Raw genomic sequence first — 20,562 nt, 5'->3', positions numbered from 1 at the left:
TCCCTCTTCATCAGGAATTCTGCAGATCTGCAGGGCACGGTTCAGGGCGATGGCTAGCCCGGAGCGGGGTGCAGCGTGTGCCCATTACGACACGGCGCAAGTTTTTTTGGCGCTTACAAGTAGCCATTTCGTAATTTTGTGTGGTATCGTTAACTCACTTGATCGCCGTACTTACTGTTCCATCACCTGTCAGGATCTTTGATGCCCACTACCCGTCGGACTTACGCTACGCTGGCCGCACTGTGTGCCGCTGCCTATCTCACTTCGGCCAGCCCGTGGCTGGCTACGCTGGCGCTTGCCGGCGAACCTGCGGCGCAATTGGCGGTAGCGGCGCAGCAGCCTGCCGTGGTGTTGCGCACCATGGAGCGCGTGGCGGACTGGCAGCTGGCGCACCCCACCGGCTATCCGCTGGAGGACTGGACCGAAGCCGTTGGCGATGCCGGCATGATGGCGCTGGCCGGTATCTCCGGCAGTGACAGATATCTGCTGGCCATGCGCAGCGCTGCCGAGAAAAACGCGTGGCGGCTGGGCCCCAGCATGTACCACGCTGATGATTATGCGGTGGGCCAGACTTACGCCGAGCTGTATCAGCACTTCCGCGAACCGCACATGCTGGCGCCCATGCGCGCCCAGTTCGACTTCATGCTCGAGCATCCCCGTGCCGGTTCGCTTAACTGGAAAACCCCGGGGGTGCAGCACCGCTGGTCGTGGTGCGATGCGCTGTTCATGGGCCCGCCGGCATGGGCGCGCCTGAGCGCCGTGACGGGTGATGCCCGCTATCTGGACTTCGCTATCCGTAACTGGTGGCTCACTTCCGACTATCTGTATGACCGCGATGAACATCTGTACTTCCGCGACAGCCGCTACTTCGGTCAGCGCGAAGCCAATGGCGCCAAGGTGTTCTGGGGCCGTGGCAATGGCTGGGTGATGGGCGGGCTGGTACGCATGCTGCAGTACATCCCGCAGCAGCACCCCGAGCGTGTGCGCTTTGTGGCGCAATACCGCGCAATGGCGCAGCGTTTGCTGGGCTTGCAGCAGGCCGATGGCCTGTGGCGTTCCAGTCTGCTCGATCCGGCCAGCTACCCTAGCCGCGAGAGCAGCGGCACCGCGTTGTACACCTACGCGCTGGCGTGGGGGCTGAATCAGGGTCTGCTGCCGCGGGGCGAATTCGAGCCCGCCGTGCGCAAGGCCTGGCAGGCGCTGAATAGCCATGTAACGGCGGAAGGCAAGCTGGTACACGTGCAGCCGATAGGCGAAGACCCGCGCAAATTCGATCCGCAGTCGACCGACGTATTTGCGGTAGGCGCTTTCCTGCTGGCCGGTAGCGAGCTGTATCGCCTGGGGCTGGCCGATAGCGGCGTGCACGAAATCAGCGTGACCAACCCGTCCGCCGAAGCGCGGCTGGAACAGTCGGTGGAGTGGCCGCAGACGCAGGACGTGCTGGTGATGGATGCGCTGACCTCGCGCATCCTGCCTAGCCAGCGGCTGGCGCAGCGTGTGCTGTTCCAGACCGATCTGGCTGGCGGCGATACGCGCCGCTTCCTGCTGCTGCCGCGCCAGCGCGTGCCGGCCGCGCCGCCAGTGCGGGCGCGCGCCCATGCCCGCTTCGTGCCCGAACGGCTCGACGATTTCGCCTGGGAGAATGACCTTGTAGCGCACCGTACCTATGGCCCCGCCGTGATGCGCGACCCCAAGGAATTGCTGGTTTCCAGCGGCATCGATGTGTGGTCCAAATCGGTGCGCAAGCTGGTGCTCGATGACTGGTACCGCCGGGGCAACTACCATATGGATCAGGGCGAGGGGCTGGACTTCTACCATGTAGGGACTAGCCGTGGCTGCGGCGGGCTGGGCATCTATGCGGGCAAGCAGCTCTACACCTCGCAGAACTTCAGCCAGTGGAAAGTGCTGGCCGATGGGCCGCTGCGCGCCGAGTTCGAATTGCGTTTCGAACGCTGGGATGTGGCAGGCCGGCCGGTGGCGGAGGTGCGCCGCGTGCAGCTTGATGCGGGCAGCCACTTCAGCCGGGTGGAGAGCCGCTTCAGTAGTCCGCAACCGGAGCCGCTAGAGGTGGGCGTGGGCATCGCCCAGCGCGAAGGGCAGGGCCAGTATCAGCAGAGCGCCAGCAGCATGAGTTACTGGGAGCCGGCGCTGGGAGCCAATGGCAGCAATGCCTGCGCGGTGATCCTGCCGCAGGCCAGCGGTTTTGTCAGCCAGCAGGGCCATTATCTGGCGCTGGCCAGCACACCGCCGCAGGCGCCGTTTGTGTATTACCTTGGCTCGGCCTGGAGCAAGGGCGGAGATGTGGCCGATGCTGCCGCGTGGCAGGCAATGGTGGCCGCCGCAGCGCGGCGCTATGCGCAGCCGGTGAGTGTGCAGCAGCTGCGCTAGCGGCCCGCTGCGCGGCTGGGGAATCGAGGCGGGCGGCTGGCCGTGTTCCGCTTAGTGCCTGTGGCAGCAAGCGATGTGGTTTTTTGGCGGTAGAGGTGAAAAGGGCGTGACAGTCTTGAAATGTGGGTGTTATCCTTACCACATTGATAGTCGCCAAGCAGGGCGGTTTTTTTTAAGGGTTGTGAGATAACGTTATCATTTAGTCGAATCTAAATTCTACGAGGAGAGGTAGTAATGAGCAGTCATAACAACGAAAGCAAAAATATGATGCTGGCGGTGCGTCCGCTGACACTGGCCGTAGCGCTGGCCATGGCCAGTCTGGCCCACGCCGACGATGCGGCCCAGAGCGCCGCCAGCACGGATAACGCTCCGCTGCAGGTCGAGAAGGTTGTGGTGACCGCCAACAAGCGCGCCCAGAATCTGCAGGATGTGCCGATGGCGATTACGGTACTCAACGACGCCACCCTGCAGCGTAACAATGTGCGCGGCATGGATGATCTGCCTTCGCTGTCGCCGGCGCTGACGCTGAGCTACGGCACCCAGCCGGCCAACTTCAGCATCAATATGCGCGGCATCGGCACCTTCTCGCTCGGTATCGGCGTCGAGGCCGATGTGGCCGTGGTGGTGGACGATGTGCCCTACGCCATGCAGGCCAATGCCTTCAAGGATCTGGCCGACGTGGCCCGGATCGAAGTGCTGAAAGGCCCGCAGAGCACCATGCTGGGCAAGAGCTCGATCGCCGGTGCGGTGAATATTAGCACCAAGCCGATCGAAGCAGGCTGGAAAGGCCGTGCGTCCACCTATCTGAGTAACGATGGCGAATGGCGTGCCAGCGCCGCCATGTCCGGCGCGCTGAGCGATACCGTGCGCATGCGCCTGTCGGCCAGCAAATCCGATTTCGACGGCGTGGTCAAGAATCTGGCGGACGGCGGCCACCTCAACGGCCAGCGCAACAGCAGCGTGAACGCCAAGATCGAATGGAGCCCCAGCGACAATCTGCAGCTGGTGCTGACCCCGCGTGCGGCCAACTTCGTCAACAACTGCTGCGTTTCGCCATTCAACTCGATGACGTCGGGTGGCCTGTATCAGAACATCGCCAGCCTGCCGGCCTCGCAGCTGCTGAAGGGGATTAACCCCGGCCCCGGCAATGTCAGCGTGCGCAACGACTATCCGGCCGGCGGCAAGGCGGAAGACCGCGGCACCGGCCTGAAACTGGTGTACAACTTCGACGACGACAGCCTACTGGCCAAACACACTTTCACCTCCGTCAGCTCGTGGTCGCACTACAAGATGAGCGACTTCCAGGATGGCGACGCTACCGACAGCGATGTGCTGAGCGCTACGCTGGTCAATGGCAAACCTAGCGGCTTTAGCGGCGGCCTGTATCAGTACGGTAAATTCGATGTGCGCTCCAAGACCCAGGAATTCCGCCTGACTTCGCCGGAAAAAACCAGCCTGCGCTACGTGGCTGGCCTGTTCTATGCCGATAACCGTCTGGGCCGCGAACTGACCCGCGCGCCGATCACCACCTACGTCACCGACTGGGCCTCGACCGCCTACAACACCAACTACGCCGTGTTCGGTCAGGCCAACTACGATCTGACTGCACAGACCAGCGTGCTGCTGGGGCTGCGCTACAACAAGGAAGACATCGGCTATACCTTCAGCCGCTACAACCCGCCACCTGCCACCAGCCGTGTACTGACCGAATATCTGCAGGGCGATAACAGCGAAACCAAGGCGACCGGCAAAGTCGGGCTGGAACACCGCCTCGATGCGGCCACCATGGGCTATGTGAGCTATTCGACCGGCCATAAGGGTCTGGCTTACGACCTGACCAGTTCCTTCACGGGCGCGGTGGCCAAGAGCCAGCCGGTACCGGGCGAGGATGCGCGCAATATCGAAGCGGGCCTGAAACTGAGTCTGCTCGACAACCGCATGGCGCTTGATCTGGCAGCCTTCCGCACCACCTTTACCGGTTTCCAGCAATCGGCCGGTTTCTATGATCCGGACGGTACTTTCCGCACCACGCTGCACAGCATCGGCGCGCTGCGCACCAGCGGCATCGAGGCGGATCTGAACTGGCGCGTATCGCGTCCACTGAGCGTGAATGGCGCGTTTGCCTACACCAAGGCCGTGATCACAGATTTCGAAAACGGCCCTTGCTACAGCGTGCTCAATGCTGCCGGTACCGCTGCCGTGCCGGGCGGGAACTGCGCGGTCAATCCGAAGTTCAACAACACGGCGGTGCAGAATATGTCGGGCAAGACCATGCCGAATGCACCCAAGTTCAAGCTCAACCTCGGTGGCCAGTATGACATCGTCACCGGCCGTAGCTACGACGCTTTCGTCACGGCGGCCTATCGCTGGCAGAGCGCCACCCAGTTCAACCTGAATCAGGATCCGATGACGGAGCAGGGTGCTTTCGGCATTCTCAATCTGGGCGCAGGCATCAAGGACCGTGGCGATGGTTTCAAGCTGTCCTTCATGGTGAACAATGTGTTCAACAAATCGTATGCGGTCGGTCTGGGCAACAACTGGGCGAACGGCACGTGGAGCAGCCGCGCACCCAATCCGGTGCTGGCGGTGAACACCACCAGCTGGACGCCTGCCCGCGACTACCAGCGTTACTTCGCCGTGCGTGCCGATATGGCGTTCTGAGCGCAAGGACTGCGTTGATCTGAAGTTCCAGTGCCGAGGCTCCCCCTCGGCTTGCGTTCAGGGCCACGCTCTGAACGCTTTTTTTGCTTGTAACGGGAAGGATGAGTTGATGAAGACACTGCGCATAGCGCTGGGCTGGCTGGCATTGCTGGCAAGTCCGGCATGGGCCGCGAACGGGACGGGCAGCAAGGCGGCGCTCATCCATGTCGATTGCAGCGTTGCTGGTGATGTCGCTGGCGATGGCAGCCTGAAGGCGCCGCTGCGTAGACTGGACGCGCTCAATGCGCTGGTGCTGCAGGCGGGCAGCCATGTGCGCTTCAGGCGCGGCAGCGTGTGCCGTGGCACGTTCAGCCCTGCGCCAGGCAGCAGCGGTACGGCGGCAGCGCCTATCGTGGTCGATAGCTACGGGCCGCCAGCGCTGCCGCGCCCGCATATTGCGGCCGGCTGCTTGCCGACTGTGCCAGTAGTGCACCCGTCGCAGCAGGGTGCTGCCATGCGGTATGCGCCACTGTGCCAGCGTGACGATGGACCGGTACGGCGCGCGGCGCTGCACCTGTATAACACCCAGTACTGGGAAATCCGTGATTTGGAACTGAGCAACGATGGCCTGAGCGAAGCGGGACGGGTGGGCTTGCTGGTCCAGCTGGAAAACTACGGCACGGGCGTACATTACCGGCTCGATAAGCTGTTGGTGCACCATGTGCGCGGCTATCTGAAGGACGAAGCGGGACGCGCACTGGCCTACAAGGCGACTGGCGGCATCCTGTTCGAAGTCACGCGCGATGCCGAGACGCCGGAGCAGACGGGCCAGCCGACCCGTTTTGCCGACGTGCGTATCGAAAACAGCGAAGTGTATCAGGTCGATGGCATCGGCATTTCCAACCGCTCGGCATGGATGTGCCGCAGCGGCGGCGCGCCTTGCGGCGACTACGCCCCCTACAAGGGCCGGCCCGAGCTGCTCGAGGCGCGCGCGCCGCAGGTGCAGCAGGAATACACGCCGTCCACCGGTCTGGTGATCCGCAATAACCGGGTGCATAACATCGGCGGCGACGGCATCATCGTGCGTACCGCCAGTGCGCCGCTGGTGGAGTCGAATCTGGTGTATGACATCTGGCTGCGCGCACCGGGCAATAGTGCCGGTGTGTGGGCGATTAACACGGACGATGCGCTGTTCCGCTACAACGAAGTGCATGACGTACGCCTGCCGCAAGGCGACAAGCTGTTTGACGGTATGGCCTTTGATGCCGATATGGGCACGCGCAATACCCGCATCGAGGCCAATTTCAGCCATGATAACGGCGGCGGTCTGGTGCTGTTCTGCGCCTGCGGACAGGATGGACTGGGACGGCAGGCCATGGTCAGCGGCGCCGTGGTGGTGAATAATCTGAGCCTGAACGACCGCCGCCGCGCCATCATGGTAGCGGGGCTCGATGATGCGCTGGTCAGTCACAATCTGGTGGTTGCCGCGCCGGAGGCCGCGCTGCTGGAAGTGCATGACTATCCCACGCCCGACCGCCTGACCCTGCGCAGCAACCGCTTCATCACGCGCGGCACGGCACCTGCCGCCCTGTATCACACTGTCAGCGTCGCCGGTGCCGGTAGTGCATTTATCTGGCAGGATAACCGCTACAGCGGCTATGGCACCGATGTGCAGGGCCAGCGCGAGTCGCTGGCACAGGCGGAGGTGGACCGGCTGGTGCAGCGCTGGATGCAGACCAGCGGTTTCCGCCAGCACGCCTACCGTGCGCTGGCGCGCTAGGGAGGGGATGATGGCGATAGTCCCGCAATGGCTGGCGCAGCCGCGCCACTACCAGCGTTTTGTGCTGTGTATCGCAGGTCTGGGCGGCCTGCTGTATGGTATCGACGTGGGCATCATAGCCGGTGCCTTGCCGTATCTGGAAGCCTCGGCGGCGGCCCGCTGGGGCCTCACGGCCCAGCAACTGGGGCTGGTGGTGGCGGCCGTGCTGCTCGGTAGCGTACTGTCCTCGCTCGCTGCGGGCGCGCTGGCCGACCGCTTTGGCCGTCTGCCCGTCATGGTGCTGGCGGGCGCGCTGTTCTCGCTCAGCATACCCGTCATCGCACTGGCCGATGCCTATCTGCCGCTGTTGCTGGGCCGGCTGCTGCAGGGCATCAGCGGTGGTCTGATCGGCGTGGTGGTGCCGCTGTATCTGGCCGAATGCCTGCCGGCCGACCAGCGCGGCCGCGGCACCGGCCTGTTCCAGCTGCTGCTGACGCTGGGGCTGGTGCTGGCGGCGCTGCTGGGCCTGCTGGTGGCCCAGCAGATCGACCAGCTGGCAGGGCAGGCCTCCGCGCTGGTCATTGCCGCCAAGGACAGGGCGTGGCGCCAGATCTTCTGGCTCAGTCTGCCGCCGGGCCTGCTGTTTACGGGCGGCGCCTGCCTGCTGGCGGAATCGCCGCGCTGGCTGCTGCAACGCGCTGGCGGGCCCGCAGAGCAGACCCACCAGCGCGCGCAGGCAGCAGCGCTGGCGGCGCTGTGCCGCAGCGCTGCGCCCGCGCAGGCACAGGTCCAGCTGGCGGCCATGTTGCAGCAGACCCCTGCGCAGGCGCAGCAGGGGCGAGGCAGCCTGCTGCAGTGGCAGTATGCCGCGCCGTTCCTGCTGGCCTGTAGCATACTGGCGCTGAATCAGGCCAGCGGCATCAATTCCATACTGGCGTATTCCGTCACCATCCTCGATCAGGCCGGCCTGCCCGGTGCGCTGGCTAATTCGGGCGACGTACTGCTCAAGCTGGTGAATGCGCTGATGACGGTGCTGGCCGTGCTGCTGGTTGATCGCAAGGGACGCAAGTTTCTGCTCACGCTAGGCAGTGCCGGCATGGCGCTGGCATTGCTGGCGGCGGGCCTGCTGTTTGCCGCTCAGGAAAGTGGTCAACAGGATGTACGGCCCGCGCTGGCGCAAGCCGTGCAGGGGCGCAGCCTGCAACTTGGCAGCGCCCAGCTGGCCGCGCTGGTTCCGGCGGGCGACTGGCAGCTGACGCTGGCCTATTCCTACGGTCCTTACAAGGCCACGCGCCAGTTACGCGGCGCGGGCGGTAACATCGCTGGCGTAGGGCTGGCGCTGGCGCCGCCCGTACAACTGGAAGGCGATAGCGTGATCGGCGCAGCGTTCCGCCGGCTGCACCTGAATCCCTTCCCTGATCTGGCGCTGGCGCAGCAGGCCCCGCTGCTGCTGGAGCGGGCCACGCTGGGCAGCTTGCCGGCGCAGCGCCACGGCTGGCTGATGCTGGGCTGTCTGCTGCTGTTTATCGCCAGTTTTGCCGTGGGTCCCGGCGTGTGCGTGTGGCTGGCGCTGTCGGAGCTGATGCCCACCCGCATACGTTCGAACGGCATGAGCGTGGCGCTGCTGATCAACCAGTTTGTCTCCACCGCGATTGCTGCCGTGTTCCTGCCCACGGTGGTGCAGTTCGGCTATGCGCCGATGTTCTACAGCTGGGCTGCTTGTGCGCTGCTGTATTTTCTGGTGGCTGCCTTGCTGCTGCCCGAAACGCGCGGCAAGACGCTGGAGGAAATCAGCCTGCATTTCCGGCTGGCACGGGATAAGCCGGCCGAGGCGGCTCAGCCCGGGGGAGTGCCGGAGTAGGTGAACCGGGCGGCAGGCGGCATGTTTACAACGTTGCAGCGCGGCCGGTGAGCGCATACAATTGCGCCCGTTGGGATTTTATAACCGTCTGAGATAAGGAAAATGATGAGTCTGCCGCAATACATTACGATCAACGGAACGTCGTATGCTTCCGAAAAACTGAACGACGTAGCAAAAATGCAAGCACTGAACGTTCAGGTTGTCGAAGCAGAGCTGGCCCGTCTGCAACAGCAGATCGCAATTGCCCAGACGGCACGTAATGCCTATGTTGCTGCACTGATCGAAGCGGTTAAAGGCAAGGACGAAGCCGCAGTTGCTGAAAAACCGAAGAAGCCACGCGCACCGCGCAAAACCAAGGCTAAGGCCGAAGCCGCCGCCTGAAGCTAGGCCGCGGGCACGGAAGGCAGGGTACGCCCTGCCTTTTTTATTGGGCTGCGTGCAATGCAGGCTGACGTTCGGCGTGCATCTGCTGCTGTAGCGCCGCGATCTGCTGCGCCTGTTCGAACACGCTGCCGGCCGTCAGATTGATGCCGCTGACCGGCAGGTCGGCCGCGCGCAAGGCGCCCACTATCCAGGAATTGCAGTTGCTGAACAGGCTGTAATGACCATTGCCGCGGTAGAAGCGGTCGGGGTGGTCGGCTTGCTGGCCCAGATAGATGGGCTGTCCCGCTGCATCGAGCGCGATGCTGCGCTCGATGTATGCCACCAGCTGGTCCATGCCATGGCTGGTGATGGCCAGTGCCAGACTGTCCTGTGGTGCCACACCGAGCGGCGGATTGCTGTCGCGCCGGCCTGCCTGCAAGGCAGGGTAGTCCGAGTTGACCAGCGCCTTGACGGCCTTCGACCATGGCGCATCGTCGCGTACAAAATACTCGCCATCGCCCCAGCCTATCAGGATGTAGCGGGCCGGACGCAGGTCCGCTTGCAGGCGCGGGCTGCGGCTCCGGATGTCATTGCCATCGAATAGCAGGGCGGTGTGCCAGCCGTAGCGCATCAGGTGGATGGTGTGGCCGGCGTCGGCAGCGGGAACGCTGGAACGGCTAGGCGCGAGCGCGCAGCCGGTGAGGATCAACAGGCAGCTCAGTAACAGCAGCTGCCTGATCAATGCAGGCAATCTCATAGTCGGGGAAGGGCATGGGGGATGACCATTCTACAACATTAGAGTTCTCTCACGGCAATTAATGGGCGCCGCTGCTAGTAGTCGACTGCATAGTCTTTGGCAAACGGTTGGCCCGACCATGCGCGCTGCTGGGTCCATTCCTGCGCCGCTGCGCGCCAGTAGCTATCGTCGGCAGGCAGGCCCAGTGCCAGTAGGCTGGTGGCGGCAATGTACATGCTGCCGTTATTCGAATACCAGTCGGCCAGTTGCGGGTTGTGGCCGGCAAAGCCCAGCGTGAGAAAACCGTCGGCAGTGAAATTGCTGGGATGGCGCCACACCGCCTGATGGACGGCATGCAGTACAGCGCGCACCTGACCTTCCGGCAGCGAGGCAGGCAGACGCTTCTGCCAAGCCAGCAGGGCCAGCGGCTGGAAGGCCGCCGTGCGATAGGTCAGCGAGCGGCCTATGGTGGGGTAGGTGCCCTCGGGTGACACCAGCCGTTCCAGATGCTCGCAATAGCGCTGGGTGCGCTGCAGGGTCTGGGCCAGCATGGCGCCGGCTGGCTGGTGGAAGATGCGCTGGCCGGCAGCGTCGAGCTGCTGCAGGATTTCCAGCAGCATGGGCCACATCACGTAGGAGTTGTAATAGTCGAAGTGGAAGCTGTCGCCATCCTTGAGCCAGCCGTCGCCCGCGTACCATTCCTGCGCCTTGCGCAGCCCCGTATTGAGGCGCAGGATATCGGCCTGCTGACCGACGGAGAGCAGCCATGCTTCGTTCATGGAGGCGAACAGCACCCAGTTGTTATACGGTAGTTCGTAGCGGCGGGCGGCCTTGATCTCGGCGATCAGGCGCGACTTGGTGGTGGCATCGAGCGGCTGCCACAGCGCTTGCGGCGCGCGCAGCAGGGCATTGCACAGATAGGCAGAATCGACCAGCACCTGCGGCCCCGAGGCCCAGCCCAGATAGTCGGCATGCTGCGGGTTGACGGCGTTGGCGAGGCAACGCTGGGCCAGCGCGCGCACTTGCTGGCGCAACTGGCCTTCGCTGCTGCCGTCATCGGGCAGAGCCAGCCACGGCGCGATGCCGGCCAGCAGACGGCCGAACGCTTCCAGATAGCAGACATCGGCCGGACGATCGCGCCAGGTCGGGCTGTATTCGATGGGGAAGTTCTTTTTGAGCGTGCCGGCCGCCAGATTTTCCAGTATGGGCAGGGCCATTTTATGCAGCAGCGCCAGCAGGTATGCGCGTTCGCCTCCCTGGTTGTCGGTGCTGCTGGTGCTGCCGGCTGTGGCGCCCTGCGCTGGTGCCAGACCCATGCTGGCGCCCATGCCGGCCATCAGATTGGCGAAAAAACTACGTCGTTTCATGCTGTCTCCCTATGCTGATCTTTTTACGGATGTGGTTCCGCTGGTTTATTCATGCAGTGCAAATTCATCGATCAGGACGATTGTAATCAGGAAAAGTGAACGTTACCACATCTGTTTCAAAAAAGAGCGCCGGACACTGCCGAGGCAGACGGTGCGGCGCCCAGGCAGGAGGCGAGCAGGTTCAGGCAATACAGCCCTGTTTGCGGAACATCAGCGTTACCTGCCCCAGTTCGAGGCCGAATTTGCCCATGCTGGCGCGGTTAATCATGGTGCACTGATCGATCAGGAACATCCAGTCGTCAAAGCGCATCGCATAGGTGCTGCCATCGACCGGCAGCATCAGCGTGTATTGCCAGTGCAGGGCGTTACCGGCTACTTCCCCCTCTGCTACGCCGTCGACATCGTCGGCGCGGCCCAGCCAGCGGCCATCGGCGGCACGCGACAGCCGCCAGACGCGGCGCTGCGTGCTGCCATCGTCGTAGCGGAAGCGTTCGTCGAGGGTCAGCTGGCTGGCGTCGCCACTGCCGGTAATCTCGACATGGAAGCGCTTGACCACTGCTCCGCCGCGGCGCTGGAACATGCCCCAGGCGTGGGTAGTGCCGATGAAGTAGCCGGGCAGGTCCAGCCTGGGTTGCTGCGCCTGATATTGCTGGACGTTAGGGCTGCTGCAGGCAGTGAGCAGGGCCGTTGCTGCCACTAGCAGGGTTTGGGTTTTCATGCAGTACTCCGGAGTTGAGGGACGGGTTCGGAATCGGCGCGGTGCAGGGTCAATAGCGCCAGCAGTTTGAGTGCGCAGGGCAGCACGGCATATACCAGCGGCAGGGCAAGCTGGCCGGCAGGGCTGGACTGCCCCGGCTGGTAGCCCAGCATTGCCAGCAAGGGCAGGGACAGACCGGAAAGCGCTAGTGCCAGTTTGCCCAGCAGGGTGAGCACGCCAAAGTAGGCCGCTGCTGCCTGCTCGGCAGGAATGGCGCGCGCCGCCAGTACGCTAGGCATGGCCAGATCGGCCCCCAGCGCGGTGCCGGCGGCGATGCAGATCAGTTCATATTGCCAGACGTCGCCCGGCCCCAGCAGAGCGGTGCCGGCAAAGCTGGCTATGGCGAGCAGCATGCCGCCGCGCCAGCAGGCCAGCGCGCCGTAGCGTCGGGCCAGCCGGGTCCAGAGCGGCAGGCCTGCCGCCGCGGCGACGAAATAGCTGCCGAGGAAGAGACCGGCCAGCCCTGCTGCTTGCAGCTGGTCGCTGATAAAGAACAGGGCCAGCGTGGCAGGCAGGGCTACCGCACAGGAGTTGAGCAGATAGGGCAGCAGCAGGCGGCGGAAGTTCTGGTTGGCCCATATCTGCCGTGCTACGCCGCGCCAGTGCGGGGTGGCCTGCGCGGTGGCGGGCCATGGCGGCGCCAGCGTGAGCAGGGCGAGCACGGCAAGGCCCAGCAGCACGGCAAACGCCAGACTGTACCAGCCCATCCGGTAGGCCACCTGTGCGGGTGACTGGCTCAGTATGGTAGCCGGTACGGTGCTGCCGATGATCAGCCCTAGCAGTCCCCAGCCTTCGCGCCACGCAGTAGCCGACAGCAGCGGCGCAGTACCGTGGCCAGCCTGCGCGGGCAGGCGCGAACCCCAGGCCAGATAAGTGATATTGAGCAGACTGTGGGCGCTGTAGGCAAGGCATAGCATGATGGCCAGCCAGAGTGCGGGCGCCAGCAGCGCGGTGGGCGCCTGCCACAATGCCGCAAAGGCGGCACCCAGCAGCAGCGCCCCTGCCAGTAGCCAGCGCTTCACGTGGCGCAGTCGGTCGATCAGGTAGCCTATGCACGGGTCCTGCAGTGTATCGAGCAGGCGCGCAGCGAACATCACCCAGCCCAGTAGTGCCAGTTCCGTACCATGCAGCTGGTGGTAATACGCTGCCACCTGCACATACACGGGCAGGGCGGCCATGGCAAGCGGCAGGCCGGGCAGGCCATATGCCGCCAGCTGCCACCAGCGCGGTGCGGCCAGATTCATGGCGTGGCGCCCATTAGTTGCTGGCGCAGGGCCTGATCGTGGCTGCGTTCATCGAGCCAGATACCGAAAAAGGCCTGCGCCAGTGCAGGATCGTCGATCTCGGCCAGTAGCTGGTGCTGATTGTAGAGACGCATGCCGAGGCCGGGGCGGTACACGCCTATCAGTTCGTCGCCGGCGCTGACATCGGTGAACGCATTGAGCAGAGTGCTGCGCCAGCGGGATAGGGTGGCGCTGTCGGGCAGCTTGCGGCTCAAGCGGCGGATTTCATCGAGGCTGGTATCCGCTAGCCGTTCGCGGCTGATGCTGCGGTGGTATTGCAATTGCAGCGCAAATGCCCGCTGTGGCTGAAACGGCTGCTGTTCTGCCCACAGTGTGGCATGGTAGATACGCAAGCCGAACCAGCGCAGTTCGCCGCCGCCGAGGCGGATGGCGGCTGGCAGTTCTGCGCGCCAGCTCGCCGCTATCGCGGCCGGCGCCGTTACAGCGCAGGCTTGCTGGTTTGCGCCCATGCCGTATAGGGTCAGCAGACCAAGCAGCAGACCATGCAGCCAGCTACGCAGCGCAGGCCCGATAGCGGGCTGGCAGATCGAGGCGAACGGGCGGCAGTGAGGCATAGCGGTATCGTCAGGTGGGTGGTGTTGCGGCGGAAGGCGCAACTACTTGATTGATAATATTAATACCGATTGATTAAAAAATCTACTAATCAGTAACTTTGCTGTTAGGACAGAATATTCAAAAAGCCGCTGTAAGGAATCGCCGTGCCGGCCCGACCCATACGGATCAGCCCGAAAAAGGAAGCCCCTATCATGCAATGGTCCAGTATCCTCCGCGCGCCTTGGCGCACCAACCCCGAACCGCAGCGTCAATTGCTGGCCAGTCTGCTGCAACTGGCGTGGGTAGTGGAAGCGCGCGATCCCTACACGGGCGGCCACCTGTGGCGGGTGGCGCAGTTTTCCCGCTTGCTGGCGCAGGCTGCCGGCCTGTCCGAGGCTGAAGTGGCGCGGGTGGCGCTGGGCGGCTTCCTGCATGATCTGGGCAAGATTGCCATTCCCGATGCCATACTGGGCAAGAAGGAAAGGCTGAACGATGAAGAATATGCGGTGATCCGCACCCATCCCGAAAGCGGTCTGCGCCTGCTAGGCGCGCACCCGCTGGCGCAGCTGGCGCGCGATGCCGTGCTGCTGCACCATGAAACCCCCGATGGCAACGGCTACCCCTATGGCTTGCGCGCCGAGGCCATACCGCTGGTGGCGCGCATCGTCGGCATCTGCGATGCGTTCGATGCCATGACCAGTACCCGGCCGTATCGCGCCGGTATGCCGATAGCCAAGGCGCTGTCCATCATCCGGCTGGAACTGGGGCGCCAGTTCGATGCCGAAATGGGCGAACTGTTCCTCACGCTGGGCGAGAGCGATGCGCTGGCCCACATCGTCGGCCATAGCGATGAAGGCATACCGCTGGAACGCTGCCTGTCGTGCGGGCCGACCATCGTGCGCCCGCGCGAGGCCCATGCCGGCGATGCGCTGTACTGCCCCGCGTGCCATAGCGAATACACGCTGGCCGCAGGCGGTGCGGGCGTGCTGCCTAGCGGACGGCAGGATCCGGCGCGGGCGCTATCGATAGCGCCAGACGCGGCGCTGATCGACCGGCTGGTAGAGCAGCACCGCGCCGCGCTGGTCTGAGGCAGCGCTGCTAGACCACCACGCTGCTGCTCTGGCCGGGATGGCGCGCCAGCAGATCGGAGAGCTTGCGCAGCGCGGCACGCAGGCGCATTTCGTCGGCGATGGAACCGAGCGCGATGCGGATGGCTTCCGGCGCGCGCGGGCCGGTGCTGAAAGCGCTGGCCGGACTGACGGCCAGCCCCTCGGCCTGCGCTACCTGCGCCAGTTCCTGTGCACGCCAGTAGGCCGGCAGTTCTAGCCAGATGTGGATGGCGCAAGCGTGCGCACCGTCGGCGCGGCCAGCCAGCAACTGGCTGGCAAGGCGCTGGCGCTGGCGTGCTTCCTGCCGTACGCCTTGCAGCAGGCGCTGGGCCGAACCGTCGTGTATCCATTGCGTGGTCAGCGCGCTGGTGAGCGGGGTGGCCATCAGCACCAGTGCCCGCAGGGCCGTCATGAAGCGCGCGCGCAGTTCCGCCGAGTGCAGCAGTACGAAGGCGGTACGCAGGCCCGGTGCCAGACACTTCGACAGCGTGGCGATATGGGCCACCTGCGCGGGTGCGCTGGCAGCCAGCGGTGGCGGCGCATCGTCTGCCAGCAGCGAATACGGATCGTCTTCGATAATCATCACGCCGTGGCGCGCGCACACGCGCAGCAGTTCCAGCCGGCGCGCTGCGGGCATGGTGTGGGTGGTGGGGTTCTGCAGCGTGGGGTTGAGGTAGAGCAGGGTGGCGCCATGCTGGCGGCAGGCCTGCTCCAGCGCCTCGGGGCACATGCCGCTGGCATCGGTGGCTACCGGCTGCACGCTGCGTCCCAGTGCCTGCGCCGCATTCAGCAGGCCCGGATAGGCCAGCGGTTCGGCCAGTATGCTGCTGCCGGGCAGACTGAGTGCCATGATCAGCGCCGCCAGCGCCGACTGGGCGCCCGAGCAGACGCTGATGCTGTCGTGCTCCAGAGCGCCGAACAGGGGCGCTAGCCAGAGCGCACCGGCGGCACGGTCGGCGGCACTGCCGCCGCCGAGGTGGTAGTTCATCAGCATGCTGCTATCCGTATGCAGCAGCACTTGCGCCAGCCCTTGCCGGAGCAGTTCGGCGAAATCCAGTCCTGCCGGTGCGGGCGGAATGATCATGCTGAGGTCCAGCAGCTGCCCCAGTTCTGTCTTGGCGGCGGCCGCATAGGTGCCGCGTGCGCCCCGTCCTTCCAGCAGGTGACGCTGGCGTGCCACGTCGTAGGCGCGGGTCACCGTGGTCAGGTCTACCTGCAGCAGCGTGGCCAGACGGCGCTGGGCCGGCAGGCGGTCGCCCGGACGCAGCACGCCGTTGGCCAGTGCCTGCTCGATGAAGCGGGCGATCTGCAGGTAGCGCGGCCCGGCATGCTGGGCGAACTGGCCCACCCATGCGAGTGCATGCTCTTCATCTTGTATGGATCTGGATTGGGGCATTATTCTTAATGTATGGATTTTGTTTTGCCATAATATGGCTTTATGCCTGTACTTTATCCATACATAAGCGCGCTGTCTATGGCTTTGTCAACTTGCACTGCGCTGCCCTGAAGCGAGACCTATCATGACTCAGACTACTCCCGATGTTGCCGTCATCCGCATGTATGCGCCGCGCGAGCAGATCTACGCGCGCGAGGCGCGTGGTATGTTTGCCCGCTGGCGCTGGCTATGCGTCTGGCTTACCCAGCTGGCCTTTTACGGTCTTCCATGGCTGCACTGGAACGGCCGGCAGGCCGTGCTGTTCGACCTCGGGGCGCGCAAGTTCTACCTGTGGGGACTGGTGCTGTGGCCGCAGGACCTGATCTATCTGGCGGCCCTGCTGATCATCTGCGCGCTGTCGCTATTCCTGTTTACCGCCGTCGCGGGGCGGGTGTGGTGCGGCTTTGCCTGTCCGCAGACGGTGTACACGGAAATCTTCATGTGGATAGAGCGCCAGTTCGAGGGCGAACGCAGTGCGCGCATGCGGCTGGACCGCCAGCCATGGGGCACGGCCAAAGTGCTGCGCAAAGGCGGCAAACATCTGGCATGGCTGCTGTTTGCCCTGTGGACGGGTTTTACCTTCGTGGCCTATTTCACGCCGCTGCACGCGCTGGCCGGCAGCAGCGTGGCGCTGGCGCTGGGGCCATGGGAAACCTTCTGGGTGCTGTTCTATAGCGTGGCCACCTACGGCAACGCTGGCTGGATGCGCGAGCAGGTGTGCCGCTACATGTGCCCCTATGCGCGCTTCCAGAGCTCCATGTTCGATCAGGATACGCTCATCGTCAGCTACGACGCGCGGCGCGGCGAACCACGCGCGCCGCTGGCACGGGCCACACCGGCCAGCCAGCAGGTCGGCAAGGCGAGTGGCAGCTGCATCGACTGTTCGCTGTGCGTGCAGGTCTGCCCGACCGGCATCGATATCCGCAACGGCCTGCAGTATGACTGCATCAGTTGCGCCGCCTGTGTCGATGCCTGCGACAGCGTGATGGACAAGATAGGCGCGCCGCGCGGCCTGGTACGCTTTACTACCAGCCGTTCGATGCAGCCGCAGGCGGTGCAGCAGACACTGGCGGCACGGCTGCTGCGCCCGCGCGTACTGGTGTATGTTGCCTTGCTGGCGCTGGTCACGGCCGCCTTGGGCTGGACTATGCTGCACCGTAGTCCGCTCAGGCTGGACGTGATACGCGACCGTGGCGTGATGGCGCGTGTAGTGGAGGATGGGCAGATCGAAAACAGCTTCCGCCTGCAGTTCATGCATGCGGAGGAGCAGGCGAGGCGCTACCGTCTCTCGGTGCATGGCCTGAACGGACTGACGCTGCTGACGCCTGCCGAACTGCTGCTGGAACCGGCCAGCACCCGCTCCGTTCCCGTCACCGTACGGCTGGCCCCGGGGCAGGGCGTGCATGGCGCCAACCGCATCAGCTTCCGTCTCGTGGCGGTCGATGCTGCGGGGGCACCCGTTCAGGTGGAAGAGAAAGCCATGTTCTTCATTCCCCGTTCGTGATGCCCATGCTGGCCAGCACGCGCGCGGCATTGTCCTGACAGTCGATATCGTCAGGCCGCGCGTTGATCAGCGCGATCAGGTGCTGCAAATGCTCCCGGTTCTGTGCCAGCCGCGCCTGTAGCGCTTCGATATCGCGGACCTTCTGCTGCAGCGCCGCCATCAGTCCGGCGTGCTGCCAGTGGCGCAAGTCCTGCGGCAGCAGCTGGCGGATTTCATCGAGCGTGAATCCGGCGCGCTGGGCGCCGCTGAGGATGGAGAGCAGCGTGGCCGATTCAGGCGGATAGTCGCGGTAGCCATTGGCCAGCCGCTGCACCCCTTTCAGCAGCCCCTGCGCTTCATAAAAGCGGATGGCCGAAGCCGCCACGCCCGTACGCCGGGCCAGTTCGCCGATTTTCATTGCCGTCTCCCTACTTGCCGATCGCTGCACTATAACCTTCAACCATACTTGAAGGTCAAGCACGCTAAAAAGTACTTGACCTTCAAGTGCGCTTTAAACTTATCGTGACGGGACTGTAACCACGGGAGTGATGATGCAAGTCTTTAGCGAACTGCGCCTGCCTAACGGTAGCGTGCTGCCTAACCGGCTGGCCAAGGCGGCCATGGAAGAGAATATGGCCGATGCCGATCAGGCGCCATCCGACGACCTGATCCGGCTATATCAGCGCTGGGCCGAAGGCGGCGTAGGGCTGATGATTACCGGGAATGTGATGATAGACCGGCGTGCCATGACGGGGCCGGGCGGGGTGGTGCTGGAGCAGGGCGCCAGCCTTGAGCGCTTCCGCCGCTGGGCCAGTGCGGCGCGCGCGCACGGCGGCCAGATCTGGATGCAGCTCAATCATCCGGGCCGGCAGATGCCCGCTGCGCTGGGCCAGCCCACGCTGGCGCCATCGGCGCTGGCCATGGATCTGGGCAAATTCAGCGCCGAGTTTGCCCTGCCGCGCGCTATGACCGAGGCGGAAATCGCCGAGGTGATCGAGCGCTTCGTGCGCAGCGCCATGCTGGCGCAGCAGGCCGGCTTCAATGGCGTGCAGATCCACGCGGCGCACGGCTATCTGCTTAGCCAGTTCCTGTCGCCGCTGGCCAACCGGCGCAGCGATGGCTGGGGCGGTTCCATCGCTGGCCGTGCAAGGTTGCTGATCGAAGTAGTCAAAGCCGTGCGGCTAGCCGTGTCGGCGGAGTTCGCCGTGGCCGTCAAGCTCAACTCGGCCGACTTCCAGCGCGGCGGCTTCAGCGCCGAGGATGCGCGCGCCGTGGTGGAAATGCTGAATCCGCTGGGCATCGATCTGCTGGAACTGTCGGGCGGCAGCTATGAAGCGCCGGCCATGATGGGGCTGGCGCGCGACGACAGAACGCTGGCGCGCGAAGCCTATTTCCTCGAATTCGCTCAGCAGCTGGCGCAGGTCGCCGCCATGCCGCTGATGGTGACCGGCGGTATCCGCCGCCTGCCCGTGGTGGAGCAGGTACTGGCCAGCGGTGTGGCACTGGCGGGCATGGCGACAGCGCTGGCCATTGCACCGGATTTGCCGCGGCGCTGGCGCGACTATCCTGCCGAGCACCCGCAGCTACGGCCCGTCACCTGGCAGGACAAGGTGATGGCGTCGGCGGCGCACATGGCCATGGTCAAGCACCAGCTGCGCCGCCTCAGCCGCGGCAAACGTAGCGCGCCCGATGTATCGCCGCTGTATGCGCTGATTGCGCAGCAGCTCACCGGCAAACTGCAGAACCGGCGCTACCGCCAGCGCATGCGCCAGCTGGGAGCTGCAGCATGAGCGGCGCGCGCCGGATGCCGGGTGCGGGGCGGATCCGTGCCATGCAGCGGGCGGCGGGCACGCTGCTGCTGTCTGCTGTGATGCTAGCGCCGACGCAGGCCGCGCCGGTCAGCACCATTATGCTGGCCGGCCAGTCCGTGCCGGTGCAGGCTGGTGGCCTGTATGAGCGCTATCGTTCCAATCCGCCGCTGTCAGTGGTGGCGGCCGAACATCCGGAACTGGATCTAAGCTGGTTCAAAACCCTGCCCAAGCAGAAGGTAGAAATAGGCTTTACCTCCTACAGTCCCAATTACTATTACCGCAACAGCAAGATTACGCTGGTGTACACGGCCGATCTGGCGCGCCTGCGCAGCCTGATCCCGGCAGCCTTGCGGGCGCAGGTGCAGCCGCTGCAAGTGTGGCCGGGACGCGGCGCCGTGGCGATCACTGCCTATGCCTACGAGCTGTGCGACAACGACAGCTATAACGAACTGTCGCTGGCCATCGTCACCAATGCGCCGGGGCAGCGCAGCTACGGCCCACTGAGTCTGCTGGCGCAGTCGCGTGCCGGCCAGTTCTGGGGTTATGTGCTCAAACTGCCCGTCAATACCGAACTGGCCAGAGTGCGCGGCGTAGTGGGCTACAAGCTGCCCAAATGGCTGGCGCGGATCGATTACACGGCAGCGCAGGGGAGTGTGCGTTATGCACTGTACGAGGGGCATGACGCTGCGCCGGCGCTACTGCTGGAAGGGCAGAAGCTGGCCGATACGGCGCCGCAGATGCAGGTGCTGCGGCATAGTTTCGTCAATCTCGACCATGCGGGCCGGCCCAGCGTCGGTTATGCCCTGTCGCGCCATGTGCGTGCTGCCAGCAGTAGCCGGCAGGAGGCGGCCACGCTCAGCCTCGGCAAAGGCGAACTGGCTGATTATGTCAGGAGTCTGCAGCTGGGACGATTGCTGAAATACGAATATGTGCCGGAGTTCCAGAGTGCGCTGTACGCGCCTGTACCACTGGGCCGGAACGGAGCGACGCAATAGAAAACGGAGCGCCAGACAGG

General features: G+C 64.4%; 16 protein-coding genes. 9 read left to right on the top strand and 7 right to left on the bottom strand.

From position 1 onward, the window contains the following. Positions 1-201 precede the first annotated feature (201 nt). From GTP27_RS00905 to GTP27_RS00885, 5 genes are all read left to right on the top strand, one after another. Positions 202-2,388 (top strand): glycoside hydrolase family 88 protein, encoded by a 2,187-nt coding sequence (locus tag GTP27_RS00905; protein ID WP_161037310.1) that lies wholly within the window; start codon positions 202-204, stop codon positions 2,386-2,388. Between the two features lie 234 nt (positions 2,389-2,622). Then, complete coding sequence (locus GTP27_RS00900) at positions 2,623-5,049, top strand: TonB-dependent receptor (protein WP_161037309.1); 2,427 nt, start codon at positions 2,623-2,625, stop codon at positions 5,047-5,049. Between the two features lie 109 nt (positions 5,050-5,158). After that, positions 5,159-6,808, top strand: coding sequence for a right-handed parallel beta-helix repeat-containing protein (locus GTP27_RS00895; RefSeq protein ID WP_161037308.1), 1,650 nt, complete (start codon positions 5,159-5,161; stop codon positions 6,806-6,808). A gap of 7 nt (positions 6,809-6,815) precedes the next feature. Then, the gene (locus tag GTP27_RS00890; RefSeq protein WP_229633272.1) at positions 6,816-8,648 is read left to right on the top strand and encodes an MFS transporter; all 1,833 of its coding nucleotides are present in this window, start codon (positions 6,816-6,818) and stop codon (positions 8,646-8,648) included. A gap of 102 nt (positions 8,649-8,750) precedes the next feature. Next, on the top strand, positions 8,751-9,029 hold the full coding sequence (locus GTP27_RS00885) for a DUF6447 family protein (RefSeq protein ID WP_202416465.1): 279 nt from the start codon (positions 8,751-8,753) through the stop codon (positions 9,027-9,029). A gap of 43 nt (positions 9,030-9,072) precedes the next feature. On the opposite strand, the gene GTP27_RS00880 is transcribed toward GTP27_RS00885, so the two are convergent. The 5 genes from GTP27_RS00880 to GTP27_RS00860 all read right to left on the bottom strand — a co-directional run bounded on the left by GTP27_RS00880 (position 9,073) and on the right by GTP27_RS00860 (position 13,729). Continuing rightward, complete coding sequence (locus GTP27_RS00880) at positions 9,073-9,753, bottom strand: DUF2459 domain-containing protein (protein ID WP_161037307.1); 681 nt, start codon at positions 9,751-9,753, stop codon at positions 9,073-9,075. An 89-nt stretch (positions 9,754-9,842) separates the two neighbouring features. Beyond that, positions 9,843-11,114 carry a DUF2264 domain-containing protein gene (locus GTP27_RS00875; protein WP_161037306.1) on the bottom strand — a complete coding sequence of 424 codons (1,272 nt, stop codon included), beginning with the start codon at positions 11,112-11,114 and terminating at the stop codon, positions 9,843-9,845. 181 nt (positions 11,115-11,295) lie between these two features. Then, entirely contained in the window at positions 11,296-11,832 is a 537-nt protein-coding gene (locus GTP27_RS00870) for a DUF3833 domain-containing protein (RefSeq protein WP_161037305.1), read from the bottom strand. Next, positions 11,829-13,115, bottom strand: coding sequence for an MFS transporter (locus GTP27_RS00865; RefSeq protein WP_161037304.1), 1,287 nt, complete (start codon positions 13,113-13,115; stop codon positions 11,829-11,831). Before GTP27_RS00865 ends, GTP27_RS00870 begins: the two co-directional genes overlap by 4 nt. Continuing rightward, a complete protein-coding gene (locus GTP27_RS00860; protein WP_229633270.1) occupies positions 13,112-13,729 on the bottom strand; it encodes a chalcone isomerase family protein in 618 nt (205 codons plus the stop codon). The genes GTP27_RS00865 and GTP27_RS00860 overlap by 4 nt, the downstream gene beginning before the upstream one ends. 192 nt (positions 13,730-13,921) lie before the next feature. On the opposite strand from GTP27_RS00860, the gene GTP27_RS00855 reads away from it, so the two are divergent. After that, on the top strand, positions 13,922-14,797 hold the full coding sequence (locus GTP27_RS00855) for an HD domain-containing phosphohydrolase (protein ID WP_161037303.1): 876 nt from the start codon (positions 13,922-13,924) through the stop codon (positions 14,795-14,797). 10 nt (positions 14,798-14,807) lie between these two features. Here the strand turns inward: GTP27_RS00855 and GTP27_RS00850 are convergent, their stop codons facing one another. Further along, on the bottom strand, positions 14,808-16,214 hold the full coding sequence (locus GTP27_RS00850) for an aminotransferase-like domain-containing protein (protein ID WP_161037302.1): 1,407 nt from the start codon (positions 16,212-16,214) through the stop codon (positions 14,808-14,810). A gap of 124 nt (positions 16,215-16,338) precedes the next feature. Here GTP27_RS00850 and ccoG point away from each other — a divergent pair, with 124 nt between their 5' ends. Next, entirely contained in the window at positions 16,339-17,757 is a 1,419-nt protein-coding gene (gene ccoG, locus GTP27_RS00845; protein WP_161037301.1) for a cytochrome c oxidase accessory protein CcoG, read from the top strand. Here ccoG and GTP27_RS00840 read toward each other — a convergent pair. After that, positions 17,741-18,154 (bottom strand): MerR family DNA-binding transcriptional regulator, encoded by a 414-nt coding sequence (locus GTP27_RS00840; protein WP_161037300.1) that lies wholly within the window; start codon positions 18,152-18,154, stop codon positions 17,741-17,743. The two genes, ccoG and GTP27_RS00840, sit on opposite strands and share 17 nt — an antisense overlap. A 133-nt stretch (positions 18,155-18,287) precedes the next feature. Here GTP27_RS00840 and GTP27_RS00835 point away from each other — a divergent pair, with 133 nt between their 5' ends. Both GTP27_RS00835 and GTP27_RS00830 read left to right on the top strand, forming a co-directional pair. Beyond that, positions 18,288-19,526 carry an NADH:flavin oxidoreductase/NADH oxidase family protein gene (locus tag GTP27_RS00835; protein WP_161037669.1) on the top strand — a complete coding sequence of 413 codons (1,239 nt, stop codon included), beginning with the start codon at positions 18,288-18,290 and terminating at the stop codon, positions 19,524-19,526. After that, positions 19,523-20,542: an acetoacetate decarboxylase (ADC) gene (locus GTP27_RS00830; protein WP_202416463.1), complete on the top strand. Its 1,020-nt coding sequence runs from the start codon at positions 19,523-19,525 to the stop codon at positions 20,540-20,542. The genes GTP27_RS00835 and GTP27_RS00830 overlap by 4 nt, the downstream gene beginning before the upstream one ends. Positions 20,543-20,562 lie beyond the last annotated feature (20 nt).

The sequence above is a fragment of the Duganella qianjiadongensis genome (assembly GCF_009857915.1).
GTDB lineage: Bacteria > Pseudomonadota > Gammaproteobacteria > Burkholderiales > Burkholderiaceae_D > Rugamonas > Rugamonas qianjiadongensis.
This window is presented reverse-complemented; position numbering and strand designations above follow the sequence as displayed.